The sequence below is a fragment of the Streptomyces naganishii JCM 4654 genome (assembly GCF_014650575.1).
Taxonomy (GTDB): Bacteria; Actinomycetota; Actinomycetes; order Streptomycetales; family Streptomycetaceae; genus Streptomyces; species Streptomyces naganishii.
Map to the genome: position 1 here is coordinate 18,992 of NZ_BMVF01000031.1, position 18,392 is coordinate 37,383.

At 72.7% G+C, this 18,392-nt stretch carries 16 protein-coding genes; 3 read left to right on the forward strand and 13 right to left on the reverse strand.

Going from position 1 to position 18,392, the window contains the following annotated elements:
• Positions 1-37 precede the first annotated feature (37 nt).
• From IE217_RS33180 to aroH, 4 genes are all read right to left on the reverse strand, one after another.
• The gene (locus tag IE217_RS33180) at positions 38-775 is read right to left on the reverse strand and encodes a lysophospholipid acyltransferase family protein (RefSeq protein WP_373298190.1); all 738 of its coding nucleotides are present in this window, start codon (positions 773-775) and stop codon (positions 38-40) included.
• Positions 733-1,428 carry a (d)CMP kinase gene (gene cmk / locus IE217_RS33185; protein WP_190181665.1) on the reverse strand — a complete coding sequence of 232 codons (696 nt, stop codon included), beginning with the start codon at positions 1,426-1,428 and terminating at the stop codon, positions 733-735. Before cmk ends, IE217_RS33180 begins: the two co-directional genes overlap by 43 nt.
• A 90-nt stretch (positions 1,429-1,518) precedes the next feature.
• Positions 1,519-2,604, reverse strand: coding sequence for a prephenate dehydrogenase (locus IE217_RS33190; protein ID WP_190181666.1), 1,086 nt, complete (start codon positions 2,602-2,604; stop codon positions 1,519-1,521).
• Positions 2,601-2,963, reverse strand: coding sequence for a chorismate mutase (aroH, locus tag IE217_RS33195; RefSeq protein ID WP_190181667.1), 363 nt, complete (start codon positions 2,961-2,963; stop codon positions 2,601-2,603). The genes IE217_RS33190 and aroH overlap by 4 nt, the downstream gene beginning before the upstream one ends.
• A gap of 253 nt (positions 2,964-3,216) precedes the next feature.
• On the opposite strand from aroH, the gene IE217_RS33200 reads away from it, so the two are divergent.
• Positions 3,217-3,687: a Rieske (2Fe-2S) protein gene (locus IE217_RS33200; RefSeq protein ID WP_190181668.1), complete on the forward strand. Its 471-nt coding sequence runs from the start codon at positions 3,217-3,219 to the stop codon at positions 3,685-3,687.
• 21 nt (positions 3,688-3,708) lie between these two features.
• Positions 3,709-4,431, forward strand: a complete 723-nt coding sequence (locus IE217_RS33205) for a nucleotidyltransferase domain-containing protein (RefSeq protein WP_190181669.1) — start codon at positions 3,709-3,711, stop codon at positions 4,429-4,431.
• On the opposite strand, the gene IE217_RS33210 is transcribed toward IE217_RS33205, so the two are convergent.
• The 9 genes from IE217_RS33210 to pyrG all read right to left on the reverse strand — a co-directional run bounded on the left by IE217_RS33210 (position 4,428) and on the right by pyrG (position 15,956).
• Positions 4,428-5,513 carry a pseudouridine synthase gene (locus IE217_RS33210; protein ID WP_190181670.1) on the reverse strand — a complete coding sequence of 362 codons (1,086 nt, stop codon included), beginning with the start codon at positions 5,511-5,513 and terminating at the stop codon, positions 4,428-4,430. The genes IE217_RS33205 and IE217_RS33210 overlap by 4 nt on opposite strands.
• Positions 5,513-6,199 carry an SMC-Scp complex subunit ScpB gene (gene scpB / locus IE217_RS33215; protein WP_190181671.1) on the reverse strand — a complete coding sequence of 229 codons (687 nt, stop codon included), beginning with the start codon at positions 6,197-6,199 and terminating at the stop codon, positions 5,513-5,515. The genes IE217_RS33210 and scpB overlap by 1 nt, the downstream gene beginning before the upstream one ends.
• Positions 6,196-7,401, reverse strand: coding sequence for a segregation and condensation protein A (locus IE217_RS33220; RefSeq protein WP_444545578.1), 1,206 nt, complete (start codon positions 7,399-7,401; stop codon positions 6,196-6,198). Before IE217_RS33220 ends, scpB begins: the two co-directional genes overlap by 4 nt.
• Before the next feature lie 480 nt (positions 7,402-7,881).
• Complete coding sequence (locus IE217_RS33225) at positions 7,882-8,487, reverse strand: hypothetical protein (RefSeq protein ID WP_190181672.1); 606 nt, start codon at positions 8,485-8,487, stop codon at positions 7,882-7,884.
• A complete protein-coding gene (locus IE217_RS33230) occupies positions 8,472-9,608 on the reverse strand; it encodes a ParA family protein (protein WP_190181673.1) in 1,137 nt (378 codons plus the stop codon). Before IE217_RS33230 ends, IE217_RS33225 begins: the two co-directional genes overlap by 16 nt.
• Positions 9,609-9,995: 387 nt before the next feature.
• Positions 9,996-11,120 (reverse strand): alanine dehydrogenase, encoded by a 1,125-nt coding sequence (ald, locus tag IE217_RS33235; RefSeq protein WP_190181674.1) that lies wholly within the window; start codon positions 11,118-11,120, stop codon positions 9,996-9,998.
• 135 nt (positions 11,121-11,255) lie between these two features.
• On the reverse strand, positions 11,256-13,373 hold the full coding sequence (locus IE217_RS33240; protein WP_190181675.1) for a tetratricopeptide repeat protein: 2,118 nt from the start codon (positions 13,371-13,373) through the stop codon (positions 11,256-11,258).
• A 162-nt stretch (positions 13,374-13,535) separates the two neighbouring features.
• Complete coding sequence (locus tag IE217_RS33245) at positions 13,536-14,162, reverse strand: NUDIX domain-containing protein (protein ID WP_190181676.1); 627 nt, start codon at positions 14,160-14,162, stop codon at positions 13,536-13,538.
• A gap of 126 nt (positions 14,163-14,288) precedes the next feature.
• A complete protein-coding gene (gene pyrG, locus IE217_RS33250) occupies positions 14,289-15,956 on the reverse strand; it encodes a CTP synthase (protein WP_190181677.1) in 1,668 nt (555 codons plus the stop codon).
• A 521-nt stretch (positions 15,957-16,477) separates the two neighbouring features.
• Here pyrG and IE217_RS33255 point away from each other — a divergent pair.
• Positions 16,478-18,280 carry a glycoside hydrolase family 15 protein gene (locus IE217_RS33255; protein ID WP_190181694.1) on the forward strand — a complete coding sequence of 601 codons (1,803 nt, stop codon included), beginning with the start codon at positions 16,478-16,480 and terminating at the stop codon, positions 18,278-18,280.
• Positions 18,281-18,392: the final 112 nt, after the last annotated feature.

An 18,392-nucleotide genomic window follows, 5' to 3' on the forward strand; every position in this document is an offset into this window, starting at 1 on the left:
CTGGAACATGAGGCCTGATCCACTACTCAAGTGTCACCTAGCGCCCGGTCAGGCGCCTGGCGTTTTCCAGGTGGGCGGTGAGCTGCTTCTGGATGCGCTCGGTCGCCTCGTCCAGCGCGCGGCGCGTGCGCCGTCCGGAGCCGTCGCCCGCTTCGAAGGGGTCGCCGAAGACGACGTCGATGCGGGAGCGCAGCGGGGGCAGCCCCTTTACCAACCGTCCGCGCCGCCCGGAACTTCCCAGTACGGCCACCGGGACCACCGGGGCGCCGCTGCGCACCGCGAAGTAGGCGAGCCCGGCGCGCAGGGAGGCGAAGTCACCCTCGCCCCGCGTGCCCTCGGGGAAGATGCCGAGGACGCCGCCCTGCTCCAGGACGCCGAGCGCCCGGGTGATGGCCGTGCGGTCGGCGCTGTGGCGGTCCACCTGGAGCTGGCCGATGCCGGTCAGGAAGGAGCCGAGCGGTCCGACGAACGCCTCCTTCTTGATGAGGAAGTGCACCGGCCGGGGCGCCACGCCCATGACCATGGGACCGTCGACGTTGTGCGCGTGGTTGACGGCGAAGATCGCGGGTCCGCTCGCGGGCACCTTCCAGGCGCCCAGCACACGCGGGCGCCACAGCCCGTACATCAGGCCCACGCCGATCCGGCGCCCGACGTCCGCGCCCCGCTCGGACGGCAGGTCCCGCTCCGGCGGCACATGGCGCTCCGGCCGCACGCGGCGCCCTGGCGGAAGGCTCACTTCGCGGCCCGCTTCTCCTCGACGAGGGTGACGACGCACTCGATGACCTGCGCGAGCGTGAGCTCGGTGGTGTCCACCTCGACGGCGTCGCCGGCCTTGGCCAGCGGGGAGGTCCTGCGGCTGGAGTCGGCCGCGTCCCGCCTGATCAGGGCCTCGCGGGTGGTGTGCACGTCCGCGCCCTTCAGCTCACCGCTGCGCCGGGCGGCGCGGGCCTCCGGGGAGGCGGTGAGGAAGACCTTGAGGTCGGCGTCGGGCAGCACGGTGGTGCCGATGTCGCGGCCCTCGACGACGATGCCAGCCTCGGCGGAGGAGGCCAGCGAGCGCTGGAGCTCGGTGATCCGGGACCGCACCTCCGGTACGGCGCTGACCGCGCTGACCTTGGCGGTGACCTCCTGGGTGCGGATCGGGCCGGCCACGTCCACCCCGTCGACGGTGATCGTCGGGTGGGCGGGGTCGGTGCCGGAGACGATCTCGGGCTTGCCGGCCACCGCGGCGATCGCCGAGGGGTCTTCTATGTCGATCCCGTTGGTCACCATCCACCAGGTGATCGCCCGGTACTGGGCGCCGGTGTCCAGGTAGCTCAGGCCGAGCTGCGCGGCGACGGCCTTCGACGTGCTCGACTTGCCCGTGCCGGAGGGGCCGTCGATGGCGACAATCACGGGCTGGGCGGTCCGGGCGGCGCCGTTTTCCACAGCGGGGCACCTTCCTGGTGAAGGGTGGCGGGCGGGTGTGCGGGACGCGAGGGCGCCCCGCACAAGGTTACTGGCATCCGGGGTGCCCTCTTACTGCCGGATGGCCCAGCCCCGCTCGCGCAGGGCGGCCGTGAGGACCGGGGCCGCCTTGGGCTCGACCATGAGCTGCACCAGGCCCGCCTGCTGCCCGGTCGCGTGCTCGATCCGTACGTCCTCGATGTTGACCCCGGCCATCCCCGCGTCCGCGAAGATGCGGGCCAGCTGGCCGGGCTGGTCGTCGATGAGGACGACGACGACCTCGTACGCCCGCGGCGCGGACCCGTGCTTGCCGGGCACCCGCACCTGCCCGGCGTTGCCCCGCCGCAGCACGTCCTCGATGCCGGCGCTGCCCTCGCGGCGCTTGTCCTCGTCGGAGGACTGCAGGGCCCGCAGGGCGCGCACCGCCTCGTCGAGGTCGGCGGCGACGTCGGAGAGCAGGTCGGCGACCGGCCCGGGGTTGGCGGACAGGATGTCGATCCACATCCCCGGGTCGGAGGCGGCGATCCGGGTCACGTCCCGGATGCCCTGCCCGCACAGCCGTACCGCCGACTCATCGGCGTGCTCCAGGCGGGCCGCGACCATGCTGGAGACCAGGTGGGGCATGTGGGAGACGAGCGCGACGGCGCGGTCGTGGGCGTCGGCGTCCATGACGACCGGGACCCCGCGGCAGTGCGAGACCAGCTCGAGGGCGAGGTTGAGGACCTCGGTGTCGGTGTCCCGGGTGGGGGTGAGCACCCAGGGGCGGCCCTCGAAGAGGTCGCCGGTCGCGGCCAGCGGGCCCGACTTCTCGCGGCCCGACATGGGGTGGGTGCCGAGGTAGGCGGTCAGGTCGAGGCCGAGAGCCTGGAGCTCTCGGCGCGGGCCGCCCTTGACGCTGGCCACGTCCAGGTAGCCGCGGGCCAGGCCCCGGCGCATGGCGTCGGCGAGCACCCCGGCCACGTGGGCCGGCGGCGCGGCGACGATCGCGAGGTCCACGGGCCCGTCCGGGGCCTCGTCCGTGCCGGCGCCGAGCGCGGCCGCCGTACGGGCCTGCTCCGGGTCGTGGTCGGCCAGGTGCACGGTCACCCCGCGCTGGGCCAGGGCCAGGGCGGCGGAGGTGCCGATGAGGCCGGTGCCGATGACGAGTGCGGTTCTCACTGGGCGATGTCCTTGCGCAGGGCGGCCGCCGCGCCGAGGTAGACGTGGGCGATGGCGTCGCGCGGCCGGTCGGACTCGATGTGCGCGAGGATCCGGACCACGCGGGGCATCGCGCCCTCGATGTCCAGCTCCTGGGCGCAGATCAGCGGCACGTCGACGATGCCCAGCTTGCGGGCCGCGGCGGCCGGGAAGTCGCTGTGCAGGTCGGGCGTGGCCGTGAACCAGATGCTGATGAGGTCGTCGGCGGTCAGGGCGTTCCGCTCCATGACGGCGGTGAGCAGGGCCCCGACCTGCTGCTCCATGTGACCGGCCTCGTCCCGCTCCAGCTGGACGGCCCCCCGGACCGCTCGTACCGCCACGGTGCTGCTCCTCGCTGACGTGTGCGCCGGCCCTGCCGGCCGGTCTCGGTTCTCGGACGTCCAGCCTAGTCAGCGCGCGTACGGCGGGTGCGCGGCGCCCGCCCGCTGAGACGCGGTACGAAAAGCGAGTTTCGCGGCACTCCTCCGTGGTTGCTTCGAATTGGGGTCCTTGGGTGCGAAGATGCCACTGCTCCCGCCCGGAGCCACGCCTTCTCCTGTTCTCCTTCCCTCCCCTCACACACGGAGTGACGACATGACCCATGGCTCGACGCGGCGCACGGTGATCGCGACGGGGGCGGCCGCGCTGGTGACGGCGGGATGCGGCAACACGGGCAACGGCACCGAGAACTCCACGAAGACCTCCCCCTCCTCGAAGCCCACGCCCTCGGCCTCCGGTCCGGCCTCCGGTCCGGCCTCGGCGACCGCCTCGGGCGCGGCGCACGCGCTGGCGAGCACGACCGACATCCCCGAGGGCGGGGGCAAGGTGTTCGCGGCGCACAAGGTGGTGGTCACCCAGCCGAAGAAGGGCGAGTTCAAGGCCTTCTCGGCGGTCTGCACCCACGAGGGCTGCCTGGTCGACAAGGTCGCGGACGGCACCATCGACTGCCCCTGCCACGGCAGCCGCTTCCATGTGGCGGACGGCTCGGTCGCCAACGGGCCGGCCACGCGGCCGCTGCCCGCCAAGCAGATCTCCGTGCGGGGAAATTCGATCAGCCTCGCCTGAGGATCCGCGTACGCTCCGGCCATGCGCCCGGAGGATCTCGTACGCGACCACACGATCTACGCCTGTGTCATGGGTTCGCGCGCCTTCGGGCTGGCGACCGAGGACAGCGACACCGACCGGCGGGGCGTGTTCGTCGCCCCGACCGAGCTGTTCTGGCGGTTCGGCAAGCCGCCCACGCACGTGGACGGCCCCGGGCCCGAGCGGTTCGGCTGGGAGCTGGAGCGCTTCTGCGAGCTGGCCCTGCGCGGCAATCCGAACGTGCTGGAGTGCCTGCACTCCCCGCTGGTGGAGCACGCCGACGACACGGGCCGCGAACTGCTCGCCCTGCGCGAGGCGTTCCTGTCCCGGCAGGTGTACGTGACGTTCACCCGGTACGCGCTCGGGCAGCGCCGCAAGCTGGAGGCCGACGTCCGCACGCACGGCGCCCCGCGCTGGAAGCACGCGATGCACCTGCTGCGGCTGCTGCACAGCGCCCGCGACCTGCTGCGCACCGGCCGGCTGACCGTCGACGTGGGCGCGGAGCGCGAGGGCCTGCTGGCGGTGAAGCGGGGCGAGGTGCCCTGGGCGGAGGTCGAGGCGCGGATGGCCCGCCTGGCCGCCGAGGCCGAGGAGGCCTCCCGCCGCACCCCGCTGCCCGAGCGGCCCGACGGCCGGCGCGTGGAGGACTTCCTGTACCGGGTCCGCCTCGCCTCGGCCCGCCGGGCGCCGGACGCCCCGCCCGCCGTGCGGGCCGCGGGCTCCTAGAGGTCGACCTCCTGCATCAGCATGCCGACCTCCGTGTTGGACAGGCGGCGCAGCCAGCCCGACTTCTGGTCGCCCAGGGTGATCGGGCCGAAGGCGGTGCGCACGAGCTTGTCGACCGGGAAGCCGGCCTCGGCGAGCATGCGGCGGACGATGTGCTTGCGGCCCTCGTGCAGGGTCACCTCGACGAGGTAGTTCTTGCCGGTCTGCTCGACCACCCGGAAGTGGTCCGCGCGGGCGTAGCCGTCCTCGAGCTGGATGCCGTCCTTCAGGCGCTTGCCGAGGTCGCGCGGGATCGGGCCGACGATGTGCGCGAGGTAAGTCTTCTTCACGCCGTACTTGGGGTGGGTCAGGCGGTGCGCCAGCTCGCCGTGGTTGGTGAGCAGGATCACGCCCTCGGTCTCGGTGTCCAGCCGGCCCACGTGGAACAGCCGCGTCTCGCGGTTGGTGACGTAGTCGCCGAGGCACTGGCGCCCCTCGGGGTCCTCCATCGTGGAGACCACGCCGGCGGGCTTGTTCAGCGAGAAGAACTGGTACGACTGCGTGGCCACGGTCAGGCCGTCGACCTTGACCTCGTCCTTCTCCGGGTCGACCCGGCGGCCCTGCTCCAGCACGATCTCGCCGTTCACCTCGACCCTCGCCTGCTCGATCAGTTCCTCGCAGGCGCGCCGGGAGCCGTATCCCGCGCGGGCGAGGACCTTCTGAAGCCGCTCGCCCTCCTGCTCCGCGCCGGGGAAGGTCTTGGGCAGCTTGATGTCCTTCTTGCCCGCGTAGCGCTCGCGGTTGCGCTCCTCGACCCGCGTCTCGTACTCCCGCGAGCGGGCCGGGGCCGTACGGCCGCGGCCGCCGTCCGCGCCGCCCTGCTGCCGGGACTGCTTGGGGCCGCCCTTGGCGCCGCCGCGGGCCGCCCCGCCGCGTCCGGCCTTGGGGCCGTCCTTGGTGGCGCCGGGGCCCACGTCGTAGCGGCGCTCCTCGGGGCGGGGCTTGCGGGGCCGGCCCTGCCCCTGCTTGTCGTCCCTGCTGTTGCCGGCACCGCGGTAGTTGCCGCGCCCGCCGTGTCCGCCGTTACTGCCGCTGCTTCGCATCAAAGTTCCGTCTGGTCGTCTACGTCGTCGGTACCCGGTCGCACCGGGGTGCCCGGCGCATCGTCGTCGGGCGCGTCCGGGTCGAACGACGGCACCCCCTCCTGGGTCTCGGCCTCGATCGCCTCCGCCTCCGGGAGGAAGGGCGCGAGCTCCGGGAGCTCGTCCAGACCGCGCAGGCCCATCCGCTCCAGGAAGTAGTTCGTCGTCCTGTACAGGATCGCACCTGTTTCGGGTTCCGCGCCCGCCTCCTCGACCAGACCGCGCTGGAGCAGGGTGCGCATCACGCCGTCGCAGTTGACTCCGCGCACGGCCGAGACGCGGCTGCGGCTGACCGGCTGGCGGTAGGCGACCACGGCGAGGGTCTCCAGGGCGGCCTGGGTGAGCCGGGCCTGCTGGCCGTCGAGCACGAAGCCCTCGACGGCGGCGGCGTACTCGGGGCGGGTGTAGAAGCGCCAGCCGCCGGCGATCAGGCGCAGCTCGAAGCCCCGGCGCTGGACGGTGTACTCGTCGGCCAGCTCGCGCAGCGCGTCGGCGACCTGCCTGCGGGGGCGCTCGAGTATCTTCGCGAGCTGCTCCTCGGTCGCGGGCTCGTCCACGACCATGAGGACGGCCTCCAGGGCCGGCTTGAGGTCGAGGCCGGCGACGGCGCGCGTGCCGGCCGGGGCCTCGGTGGTCTCCTCGCTCACGGCTTCTTCTCCTCCTCGGGCCGCTCGGGGGGCCGGTCGAACTCGTCGGTCACGGTGGGGGTCCGGTCGCCGTCGCCGCCGGTCCAGCGGACCAGCAGTTCGCCGAGGGCGGTCTCCTGGTCGAGGGCGACGGCCTTCTCCCGGTACAGCTCCAGCAGGGCGAGGAAGCGGGCGACCACGGTGAGGGTGTCGTCGGTGTCCGCCACCAGGTCGCGGAAGCTGGCCTCGCCGAGTTCCCGCAGCCTGGCGACCACGATCCCGGCCTGTTCGCGCACGCTGACCAGGGGGGCGTGGATGTGGTCGACGTACACCTGCGGTTTGGGTCTGGGCTGCATGGCCTTGACCGCGAGCCTGGCGAAGCCCTCGGGGCCGATGCTGATGACGACCTCGGGGAGCAGTTCGGCGTGGTGCGGTTCGAGGCCGACGGTACGGGGGTAGCGACGCCCCTCCTCCTCCAGCCGCCGGTTGAAGATGTCGGCGATCTGCTTGTACGCGCGGTACTGGAGCAGGCGCGCGAACAGCAGGTCCCGCGCCTCCAGGAGCGCGAGGTCGGCCTCGTCCTCCACCTCGGCGGCGGGCAGCAGCCGGGCCGCCTTCAGGTCGAGCAGCGTCGCGGCGACGACCAGGAACTCGGTCGTCTCGTCCAGGTCCCAGTCCGCCCCCATGGCCCGGATGTGCGCCATGAACTCATCGGTGACCTTGGAGAGCGCCACCTCGGTGACATCCAGCTTGTGCCGGGAAATCAGCTGGAGCAGCAGATCGAAGGGCCCCTCGAAGTTCGCCAGCCGCACTTTGAAGACACCGTCGTCGGCCGCCTGCCCGGTTTGCCCGGCCGTCCCGGCGGCACCGGGCACCCCAGAAGCGGAGGGCACCTCAGGACGTACGCCTCCGGGCACGGACTGCTCCCCGGCCCCCGAGCCCACCGACTCCACCGGGCCGGCCCCAGGGGCCGGGGCAGCGGCCGGGGCCGGGACTGCGGCCAGGGCCGACTTGGCGGCCGGTGCCGCATCCGCGACGCGAACCGCGGCCGGGTCAAGGCCCGCAACCGGATCCGCAGCCGGCGCCGAGTCCACCACCGGATCGCCGGCCTCGTCCGAATCCGAGACCGGATCCGCGCTCGGGCCCGCGACCGGATCCGCAGCCGGGACCGGGTCTGCGGCCGGGGCCACACCCGCGGTCGCCGCCCGCCCGGCACCCGGCACCGAGCCGCCGCCCGGGGGCGCCACAGCACCCGCCACAGCCGCGCCCGCACCCGCGCCCGCGACGGGAGCCTCGGACGGCGCGGAGTCCACCACCGGATCTCCGGCCGCGTCCGAAACCGAGACCGGATCCGCGCTCGAGCCCGCGACCGGATCCGCAGCCGGGACCGGGTCTGCGGCCGGGGCCGCAGCCACACCCGCGGTCGCCGCCCGTCCGGCACCCGGCACCGAGCCGCCGCCCGGCGCCACGGCGCCCGCCACAGCCGCGCCCGCGCCCGCGACGCGAGCCTCCGACGGCGCGGAGTCCACCACCGGATCCCCAACCGCGTCCGGAACCGGCGGCGGGGCCTCCGTCGGGGCCGGGGCCTCCGCGTGGGCGCCGGGCGGGGCCGGGGGGCCCGTGTGCGGGCCCCGGCCCAGAGGGCGTCTGCGGGAGCCGGGGGCGGGTGAGTCGTTCGGGGTCATGGCCCCCGCAGGCTATCGCTACCGTCCGCGGAGGCGGCGTACGAGGATGCTGGCGTCCCCGCGGGTCTCCAGGTCGGCGAGGACCACCGCGACCGCCTCGCGGACGATGCGGCCCCGGTCGACGGCCAGGCCGTGCTCGCCGCGGAGCACCAGGCGGGCGTGCTCGAGGTCCATGAGCTCCTCGGCGGAGACGTACACCGTGATCTTCTCGTCGTGCCGCTCGCGGCCGCTGGGCCGGCGGGCGGCCGCCCGCCCGCGCTTGCGCGACTGCGGCTGGCCGGAGGCGTCCGCGCCCGCGGCAGAACCTTCCTGCGCCCCCTGGCGCCGCGCGGCCCGCTCCGCCGGGGCCGCGGCGCCCGCCGCCGCCCCGCGGCTGCGCGACTCGCCGGCGTCGGCCGGCTCCGCGCCGGCCGCGACGTGCTCGGCGCCCTCGCCGTCACCGCCCTGTGCGGGCACCGACTGCGGCGCGTCCTCCGCGGCGGCCACCGTGTCGCTCTCCCCCGCGGGAGCGGGCACCCGGGCCTCGCCGTTGGCCTGGCGCCGGGGAGTGGACGCCTGGAGCGCCATCCCCCCTGTCGTACGGAACAGTTCGTCGGCCCCCGGCAGACTCACTCGGCGTGACACCGGGCGAGCACCTCCCTGGCGAGCTGGCGGTAGGCGGCGGCGCCGACGGAGTTGGAGGCGTAGGTGGTGATGGGCTCGCCGGCGACCGTGGTCTCCGGGAAGCGGACCGTGCGCCCGATGACCGTGTGGTAGACGTGGTCGTCGAACGCCTCGACGACGCGCGCGAGCACCTCACGGCTGTGCACGGTGCGCGAGTCGTACATCGTCGCGAGGATCCCGTCGAGCTCCAGCTCCGGGTTGAGGCGCTCCTGGACCTTCTCGATGGTCTCGGTCAGCAGGGCCACACCGCGCAGCGCGAAGAACTCGCACTCCAGCGGCACGATCACCTTGTGCGCGGCCGTCAGCGCGTTGACGGTGAGCAGGCCGAGCGAGGGCTGGCAGTCGATCACGATGTAGTCGTAGTCGTCCATCAGCGGCTTGAGCGCGCGCTGCAGCGTCGACTCGCGGGCGACCTCGGAGACGAGCTGGACCTCGGCGGCCGACAGGTCGATGTTGCTGGGCAGCAGGTCCATGTTGGGGACCGCCGTCTTCAGCAGGACCTCGTCCGCGGACATGCCCCGCTCCATGAGCAGGTTGTAGACGGTGAGGTCGAGCTCCATGGGGTTGACGCCGAGACCCACCGACAGCGCGCCCTGCGGGTCGAAGTCCACGAGCAGCACGCGCCGGCCGTACTCCGCGAGCGCGGCACCCAGGTTGATGGTCGACGTGGTCTTGCCGACGCCGCCCTTCTGGTTGCACATCGCGATGATCTTCGCGGGTCCGTGGTCGGTCAGCGGCCCGGGGATCGGGAAGTACGGCAGCGGGCGTCCGGTCGGGCCGACGCGCTCACGGCGCTGGCGGGCCGCGTCGGGCGCGAGCGTGGCCGCGTACTCGGGGTCGGGCTCGTACTCGGCGTCGGGGTCGTAGAAGTGCCCCTCGGGCAGTTCGTCGTAGTCGGCGAAGTGGTTGTGGGGCGCGCCACTTCCGTCGCCGGCCATGGCGTTCACGTGATGGCCATCCATGCTCTGGTGTGCTGGCTGGGTCACCCCTGGCGTCCGGTGACCCTGGTGGGCTGCGAAGGTGCGCACAGCAACGGAGCCGACAGCCTCGAGCCCCGCAGGGCTCTGGCCCCGCGCAGGCATTCCTGGTTGACCACCCCCGGGAGAAAATGTCGACTCATTCACAAGTCGTCTTACCTCCTTGGTGACCAGGAAACTTCTAGACAGGTCAGCGTGGCACCATGCCGACGATTGGCGACTCTATGGCGTGTCGGCGGTCCGCAGCAACACAATCCGCCGGACCCGGCCCGATGTGTCGGCAATGAAACATCCCTCTGTCAAGGGCGTACGACCGTCGCACGGCAGGTTTCACCGGTGCGTGAATCGGTCGAACGGTTGCTTTCGCGGCGAGTTGACCGAGTGCGGCGAAGTGACCATACACACATCCGGCCGGACCTTGTCGGGCAAGGTCCGGCCGCACATGCGTGGTTGACGCGCCTTGTTGACGTATCGCCTTTACGGAAAGGTGACTTAGCCGAGCAGGGTCTCCAGCTCCACGTGCTCCAGGCCGTGCGCCTCGGCGACCTCGCGGTAAACGACCTTGCCGTCATGGGTGTTGAGACCCTTGGCGAGCGCGGCGTCACGGCGCAGCGCCTCCACCCAGCCGCGGTTGGCCAGTTCGACGATGTACGGCAGCGTGGCGTTGGTCAGCGCGTAGGTGGAGGTGTTGGGCACCGCGCCGGGCATGTTGGCGACGCAGTAGAACACCGAGTCGTGGACCCTGAAGGTCGGCTCGGCGTGCGTGGTCGGGTGGGAGTCCTCGAAGCAGCCGCCCTGGTCGATCGCGATGTCGACAAGGACACTTCCCGCCTTCATCCGCGACACCAGCTCGTTGGTGACGAGCTTGGGGGCCTTGGCGCCCGGGATGAGCACGGCGCCGACCACGAGGTCGGCCTCGAGGCAGGCCTTCTCCAGCTCGAAGGCGTTGGAGACGACGGTCTGGATCTTCGTGCCGAAGATCTTGTCCGCCTCCTTGAGCTTGTTGATGTCCTTGTCGAGCAGGGTGACGTGGAAGCCCAGGCCGATGGCGATCTGCGCGGCGTTCCAGCCGGAGACGCCGCCGCCGATGATGACGGCCTTGCCCGCGGGCACGCCGGGGACGCCGCCGGGCAGCACGCCGCGGCCGCCGGCGGCGGCCATCAGGTGGTAGGCGCCGACCTGCGGGGCCAGCCGGCCCGCGACCTCGGACATGGGGGCGAGCAGCGGCAGGGCGCGGCCGGGCAGCTCGACGGTCTCGTAGGCGATCGCCGTGGTGCCGGACTCCAGCAGCGCGTCGGTGCACTCCTTGGACGCGGCCAGGTGCAGGTAGGTGAAGAGGATCTGGTCCTTGCGCAGGCGGTGGTACTCCTCGGCGACCGGCTCCTTGACCTTCAGCAGCAGGTCGGCCGAGGCCCAGACCTCGTCGGCCGTCTCGAGGATCTGAGCGCCGGCGGACACGTACTCCTCGTCCGGGATCGAGGAGCCGACGCCGGCGTTCCGCTCGACGACGACCTGGTGGCCGTTGCGCACCAGCTCGTGCACGCCGGCGGGGGTGATGGCCACCCGGAACTCGTTGTTCTTGACCTCGCGGGGGATGCCGACCTTCACGTCGATCACGGTCCTTGGCTCAGGGAATGTGGGGCAATACAAGACGTACCCAGGCATGCGTGGGCATACCAGGAGACACCGCCGGAGAACGAGCGGCAGAGCCAGTTTAATGAAGGCGTTCTCCCTGTCTAGCCTTTCATTGCATCAATCTTCAGCGGATGCACTGCGGATTTCGCAGGCGTTAGCGGCTTGTTCCGGTGATGTGCCGTCCGTTTCGCCCTCGTCGGGGCCGCCGACGGGCCCGTCCGGGCCGCCGGCCGGCCCGCTCGCGTCCCCGAGCATCCGCTCCGCCGCCCCCCGGTGCAGGCGCGCGGCGACCGGGTCGCCCAGCCTTTCCAGGGTGTCGGCGAGCCGCAGCTGGAGGGCCGCCTGGAGCCGTGCGTCCTCGGCGCGGCGGGCCCACTCGACGGCCTCCTGGCAGGTGCGCAGGCATTCCTCGGGCCGGCCCGCGTACTCCTGGACGCGGGCCAGTTCGCTGAGCGCCCGCGCGTGCGCGGCCACGTCGCCCAGCTTGCGGTGCGCGGCGACGGCTGCCCGCCAGTTGCGCTGCGCCTCGCCGTAGCGGCCCGCGTAGGTGTGCGCGGTGGCGATACGGCCGTACAGCCGCGCCGCGTCCGCCCGCTCCCCGCGGGCCAGGCGCTGGGCCAGGGCCCGGCCGAACCAGTCCGCCGCCCGGTCGTAGTCCCCGAGCTCCTGGTGCGCGCTGCCCACGGATTCCATCGCGCGGCCGGTCGCGTACGGGTCATTGGCCTCGCGTCCGGCGTCCAGGGCGGCCCGGTAGCGGGCCAGCGCCTCGGCGGTGCGACCGGTGCGGGCGTCGAGGTCGGCGAGGTTCAGCAGGGCGGCGGCCTTCTCGCGGGGCAGCTCCCGGCGCTCGGCCACGTCGAGGACGAGCCGGTGGACGCCGTACAGGTCGCCGGCGGCGGCCTGCGTGCCGACGTGGGCGACCATGGCCCGCACCAGCTGCGACATCAGCCGGCGGGCCAGGGTGTCCAGCTCCCCGTCGGCGACGGCGAGCCGGGCTGCGGCGAGCAGGGCGGGCCTGCGGGCGGCCAGCCAGTCGGCGGCGGCGCGCGGGGTGACGAACCGCAGGCCCTGCGGCAGCTGCCGGTTCCTCTCGCGGGCCTCGGGGCTGTCGGTCTCGGTGACCGCCCGGCACGCCTGGAGCAGCCGTACGGTCCGCTCCAGCATGCGGGCGCGCGCGAGCTGGAGCTCAGCGGGACGGTCGTGGCGCTGGGCGAGGGCCGTCAGCAGCGGGTGCAGGCAGCCGGGGACCTCGTGGCGCGGCAGCGGCCCGGGCACCACCCTCAGCAGCCCGAGGGCGGCGAAGTCGTCGAGCAGCTCCACCGCGCTCTCCAGGGAGCAGCCGGCGAGCGCGGAGGCGGTGTGCGGGTCGACGTCGCCGGCCGGGGCGAGGGAGAGCAGGCGCAGCATCCGGGCGGCCGGGGCGGGCAGCCCGTCGTGCACGAGCCGCAGCACCCGGCCGAGCGCGGGGCCCTCCTCCGGGTCGGCGTTCAGCTGCTTGGCGAGGTCGGAGACGGCCGTCTGGGGGCGGGCGGCGAGCCAGCCGGCGGCCAGGGTGAGCGCGGCGGGCTGGCCCTGGCAGACCTCGGCCAGGCTCTCCGCGGCGCGCGGGTCGACGGTGATCCGCACGGAGTCGATGCGGTGGGTGAGCAGCTCCACCCCGGACTTGGTGTCGAGCCCGCCGAGGGTGCAGGGCCGGACGTCGGAGATCCCGGTGAGCGGGCCCTCGGAGACCGCGACGAGCAGGCAGGCGGCGTCGTCCGGCAGCAGCGCGTCGACCTGCTCGGCGCCGGCCGCGTCGTCGAGCAGGAGCAGGGTGCGGGTGCCGGCGAGGGCGGCGCGCAGCGCGTAGGTCAGGTCGTCCTCGCCCGCGCCGGGCGGGGTCGGCCGGCCGAGGGCGGTGAGCAGGTCGCGGGCGGCCCGTTCGACGGGCACGGGGATGCCGCCGGGCTCGGTGAGGCGGGCGCGCAGCACGCCGTCCGGGTAGCGTCCGGCGACCCGGCGCACCAGTTCCTCGGCGAGTGCCGTGCGGCCCGAACCCGGCCGGCCGGCGATGAGCAGCACGCGCGCGCGGGGCGCCTTGCGGCCGGAGATGGTGTCCAGTCCGGCCCGCTCGATGTCGGCGCACAGCTCCTTCAACTCCCGTGTGCGGCCCAGGAAGTGGCTCTCCGCGGCCGCCGGGAACGGGCCGCCCGCCGACCGGTTCTCGCCCCTTGCGTCCACCGCCTGATCCGTCACGGGCCACACTCCCGTCCCACCGCACGCGCACGCCCGCCGGGACTCCGGTCCGGGCCAGTGAAGAGCCTAGTTGAGGCCCGGTGCGGTTCCGGGGGGAGCAGGGCGGGCAGGTCGCCCGATCGGATCAGGCGATGGTCACACCGGAAAGGGGCCGGCGGGCGTTCAGGACTCGAAGGGACGCGCCGGCCACGGCGCCAGGGCCGGGCGCAGCGCGTCCAGCGACTCGCCCTGCCGGGCGGCGAGCAGCGCCAGGACGCCGACCACCAGGCAGTTGTTGTGCAGCTCGCCCGCGAGCACGCCCCGGACCAGTTCGCCGACCGGCACCCGGGCCAGTTCCAGCTCCGTCTCCTCGTGCTCGGCCGCGAAGCGCTCGCCCTCGGCCTCGGACAGATCGCGGGCCAGGAAGATCCGTACGGCCTCGTCGCAGCCGCCGGGGGTGGTGTAGACGTCGGTCAGCACCCGCCAGTCCTCGGCCTTGACGTGCGCCTCCTCGTACAGCTCGCGCTGGGCGGCGTGCAGGGGGTTCTCGCCGGGCACGTCGAGCAGTCCGGCCGGGATCTCCCACAGCCGCTGCCGCACGGGGTGGCGGTACTGGCGGATGACCAGGACCCGGTCCTCCTCGTCCAGGGCGAGCACGGCCACCGAACCGGGGTGCACCTGGTAGTCGCGGCGGGCGACCGAGCCGTCGGGCATGACCACGTCGTCGGTGCGGACCGAGGTCTTGTTCCCGGTGAACGGGGTCCGTGTCGCCCGGATCTCCCACTCCTCGGGAGTGTCCCTGATCGTCATGCCCTGTCCTTCCACACGTGTCACGCGCGTGGCGTGCCACGGACGTACAAGAGGTGACCGGCTCCGCACGAAACCGGGGTGCCCGCCTTTGAGGGTTCGCACCCCGGCAACCGTACAACTGGTGTGTCAGTTGGCGTTCTTCCGCTCGACCGCGGCCTTCACCAGCCCCGCGAACAGCGGGTGCGGGCGGGTCGGCCGCGACCGCAGCTCGGGGTGGGCCTGCGTGGCGACCAGGTAGGGGTGGACGTCGCGCGGGTACTCGACGTACTCGACGAGCTTGCCGTCGGGCGAGGTGCCCGAGAAGACGATGCCCGCCTTCTTCTCCAGCTCCGCCCGGTAGGCGTTGTTGACCTCGTAGCGGTGGCGGTGGCGCTCCTCGACGTACTCCTTGCCGTCGTAGACCTCGCGCACGATGGAGCCCTCGGCCAGCTTGGCCGGGTACATGCCCAGCCGCATGGTGCCGCCCATGTCGCCCTCGCCGGCCACGATGTCCAGCTGCTCGGCCATGGTGGAGATCACCGGGTGGGCGGTGGCCGGGTCGAACTCGGTGGAGTTCGCGTCGGAGATGCCGGCGAGGCCGCGCGCGGCCTCGATCACGATGCACTGCAGGCCCAGGCACAGGCCCAGCAGCGGGATCTTGTTCTCGCGGGCGTAGCGGATCGCGCCGACCTTGCCGAGCACACCGCGGTCGCCGAAGCCGCCCGGGATGCAGATGCCGTCGACGTCCGAGAGCTGCGCCTGGGCGCCGGCCGGGGTCTTGCAGTCGTCGGAGGTGACCCACTTGATCTTCACGCGCGCCTTGTTGGCGAAACCGCCGGCGCGCAGCGCCTCGGTCACCGACAGGTAGGCGTCGGGCAGGTCGATGTACTTGCCGACCAGGGCGAGGGTGATCTCGTGGTCGGGGTTGTGGACGCGGTCGAGCAGGTCGTCCCAGGTCGTCCAGTCCACGTCCCTGAAGGGCAGGTCCAGCTTGCGCACGACGTAGGCGTCCAGGCCCTCGGAGTGCACGACCTTCGGGATGTCGTAGATCGAGCGGGCGTCGGGGCAGGCCACGACGGCGGCCTCGTCGACGTCGCACATCAGGGAGATCTTGCGCTTGATCGCGGTCGGCACCTCGCGGTCGCAGCGCAGCACGATCGCGTCCGGCTGGATGCCGATGTTGCGCAGGGCCGCGACCGAGTGCTGGGTCGGCTTCGTCTTCAGCTCTCCCGACGGCCCGATGTAGGGAAGGAGGGAGATGTGCACCACGAAGACATTGTCCCGGCCGACCTCGTGACGGACCTGGCGGACCGTCTCCAGGAACGGCAGGGACTCGATGTCGCCGACCGTGCCGCCGACCTCGGTGATGACGACGTCCACCTCGTCGGTGGCCATCCGGCGGATGCGGTGCTTGATCTCGTTGGTGATGTGCGGGATGACCTGCACCGTGTCGCCCAGGTACTCGCCGCGCCGCTCCTTGGCGATCACCGTGGAGTAGACCTGGCCTGTAGTGACGTTGGCGGTGCCGTCCAGGTCGCGGTCGAGGAAGCGCTCGTAGTGTCCGATGTCCAGGTCGGTCTCCGCGCCGTCGTTGGTGACGAACACCTCACCGTGCTGGAAGGGGTTCATCGTGCCCGGGTCGACGTTCAGGTACGGATCGAGCTTCTGCATCACCACGCGCAGGCCCCGGGCCTTGAGCAGCATGCCGAGGCTGGAGGCGGTCAGGCCCTTGCCGAGCGAGGAGGCGACGCCCCCGGTGACGAAGATGTGCTTGGTCGTCGTGGCGGTGCTGTTTCGGAAAGCAGCGGGCGGCATGGCCAAGAGGGGGCTCCCGTGGTCGCGGTTTGTCGTGCGGTGCGGCTGTCCGGCCCGCCGGGAATCCCGGATGGTGCGGCCGAGGCGCCGTCGCTGCGGTTCGGGGGTTTCGAGCCCACCGGTCCACGGGCTACCAGGGTATCAGCGCCCGGGACCGATGGCTTCCGGCCACGCTCCGCGCACATCCCGACACGGGCGCGGACCGCTCACAGGTCCCGCACGCGCGGCTCACCCGTTCGGCGCATACGCGTTGCCCGGAGGGGCACGCAGATCATCTACGTGCGTCGTATCCTGCTCGGACACTCGCTGCCGAGCCCGGCCGGCAACACGGCACCACCCCCCGCCCGTAACCACCGGAACATCGAGAGCTCGTCAGTTCGTTGAGCAAGGGTTGTCGTTCTGCCGCACGGCTGATCGGCGGTTTTGCACCACCGCTCAACGACGCATTACAACCACCCCTTGACCGCACTAGCGACAGCCCCTTCGTGGGGTGTGACGTGGCCGTTCGACTGGAGTTGCACGTGGCCGGGCGCATCGAAGACTACGCACTCATCGGAGACATGCAGACCGCTGCCCTGGTCTGCCGGGACGGCACGGTGGACTGGCTGTGCCTGCCCCGCTTCGACTCGCACGCCATCTTCGCCGGTCTGCTGGGCACCGAGGACCACGGTTTCTGGCGCCTGGGGCCGGCCCACGCCGCCGGCGCCGAGCCCCCCACGGCCGCCCGGCGCAGCTACCGGGGCGACTCGCTGATCCTGGAGTCGGAGTGGGACACCCCGCGCGGCACGGTCCGCGTGACCGATTTCATGCCCCCGCGCGACGGCGCCCCCCAGCTGATCCGCATCGTGGAGGGTGTCTCGGGCCGCGTCCCCATGCGCTCGGCCCTGCGCATGCGCTTCTCCTACGGCCGTGTCGTCCCCTGGGTGCACCGGCACGAGAACCGCACGGTGGCCGTCGCCGGCCCCGACTCCGTGTGGTTCGACACATCGGCGGAGACCTACGGCAAGTCGCTGACGACGTACGCGGACTTCACCGTGGCCCCCGGTGACCGGATCGCGTTCACCATCTCCTGGCAGCCCTCGCACAAGGAGCCGCCGCCCCTGCCGGAGCCGGAGCAGTCGCTGGAGGCGACGGAGGACTTCTGGCGCGAGTGGGTCGGGCACTGTACGTACCACGGTCCGTACCGCGAGGCCGTCATCCGCTCCCTGATCACGCTCAAGGCCCTGACGTACGCGCCCACCGGCGGCATCGTCGCGGCGCCCACCACGTCCCTGCCCGAGGACATCGGCGGCGTGCGCAACTGGGACTACCGCTACACCTGGCTGCGGGACGCGGCGATCACCCTGTCCTCGCTGCTGCGCACCGGCTACCGCGAGGAGGCCCGCGCCTGGCGCGAGTGGCTGCTGCGCGCGGTGGCCGGGGACCCGGACAACCTGCAGATCATGTACGGCATCGCCGGCGAGCGCGAGCTCGGCGAGGCGGAGCTGGACTGGCTGCCCGGCTACGAGAACTCCGCCCCGGTCCGGGTGGGCAACGGCGCCGCCCACCAGCTCCAGCTCGACGTCTACGGCGAGGTCACCGAGGCCCTGCACCTGGCCCACATGACGGGCCTGGCCCGCAACGACTACGCCTCGCTGCTCCAGCTCAAGCTGATCCGCTACCTGGAGAAGCACTGGCAGGAGCCCGACGAGGGCATCTGGGAGGTGCGCGGGCCGCGCCGCCACTTCGTGCACTCCAAGGTCATGGCGTGGGTCGCGGTGGACCGCACGATCAAGCTCATGGAGTCCGGGGACGTCGACGGCCCCCTGGAGCGCTGGAAGGAACTGCGCGAGGAGATCCACCGGGACGTGTGCGAGAAGGGCTACGACAAGGAGCGCAACACCTTCACGCAGTCCTACGGCTCCCGCGAGCTCGACGCGTCCTTGCTGCTCATCCCGCAGATGGGATTCCTGCCGCCGGACGACAAGCGGGTCATCGGCACCATCGAGGCGATCCAGCGCGAGCTGTCCACCCCGGACGGCTTCATCCTGCGCTACCCCACCTCGGGCGACAACGCGGGCGTCGACGGGCTGCCCGGCGACGAGGGCGCCTTCCTGGCCTGCTCGTTCTGGATGGCGGACGACCTGGCGATGATCGGCCGCGTCGACGAGGCCCGCCGGCTCTTCGAGAAGCTCCTGTCCCTGCGCAACGACCTGGGCCTGCTCGCCGAGGAATGGGACCCGCGCCTCCAGCGCCAGGTGGGCAACTTCCCCCAGGCCTTCAGCCACGTCCCCCTGATCGACACGGCCCTCCGTCTGACGGCCAGCGGGGCTTACGGGGGCTGAACACGGCAGCCCGGTTTCTGCCTCCGGCCCTGGGCCGGAGGCAGCGCGGACCGGCGCCCGCACCGCCCGGCGCGGACCGGCGGCCACGGGGCCCGCGCCGGCACCGTCCGCG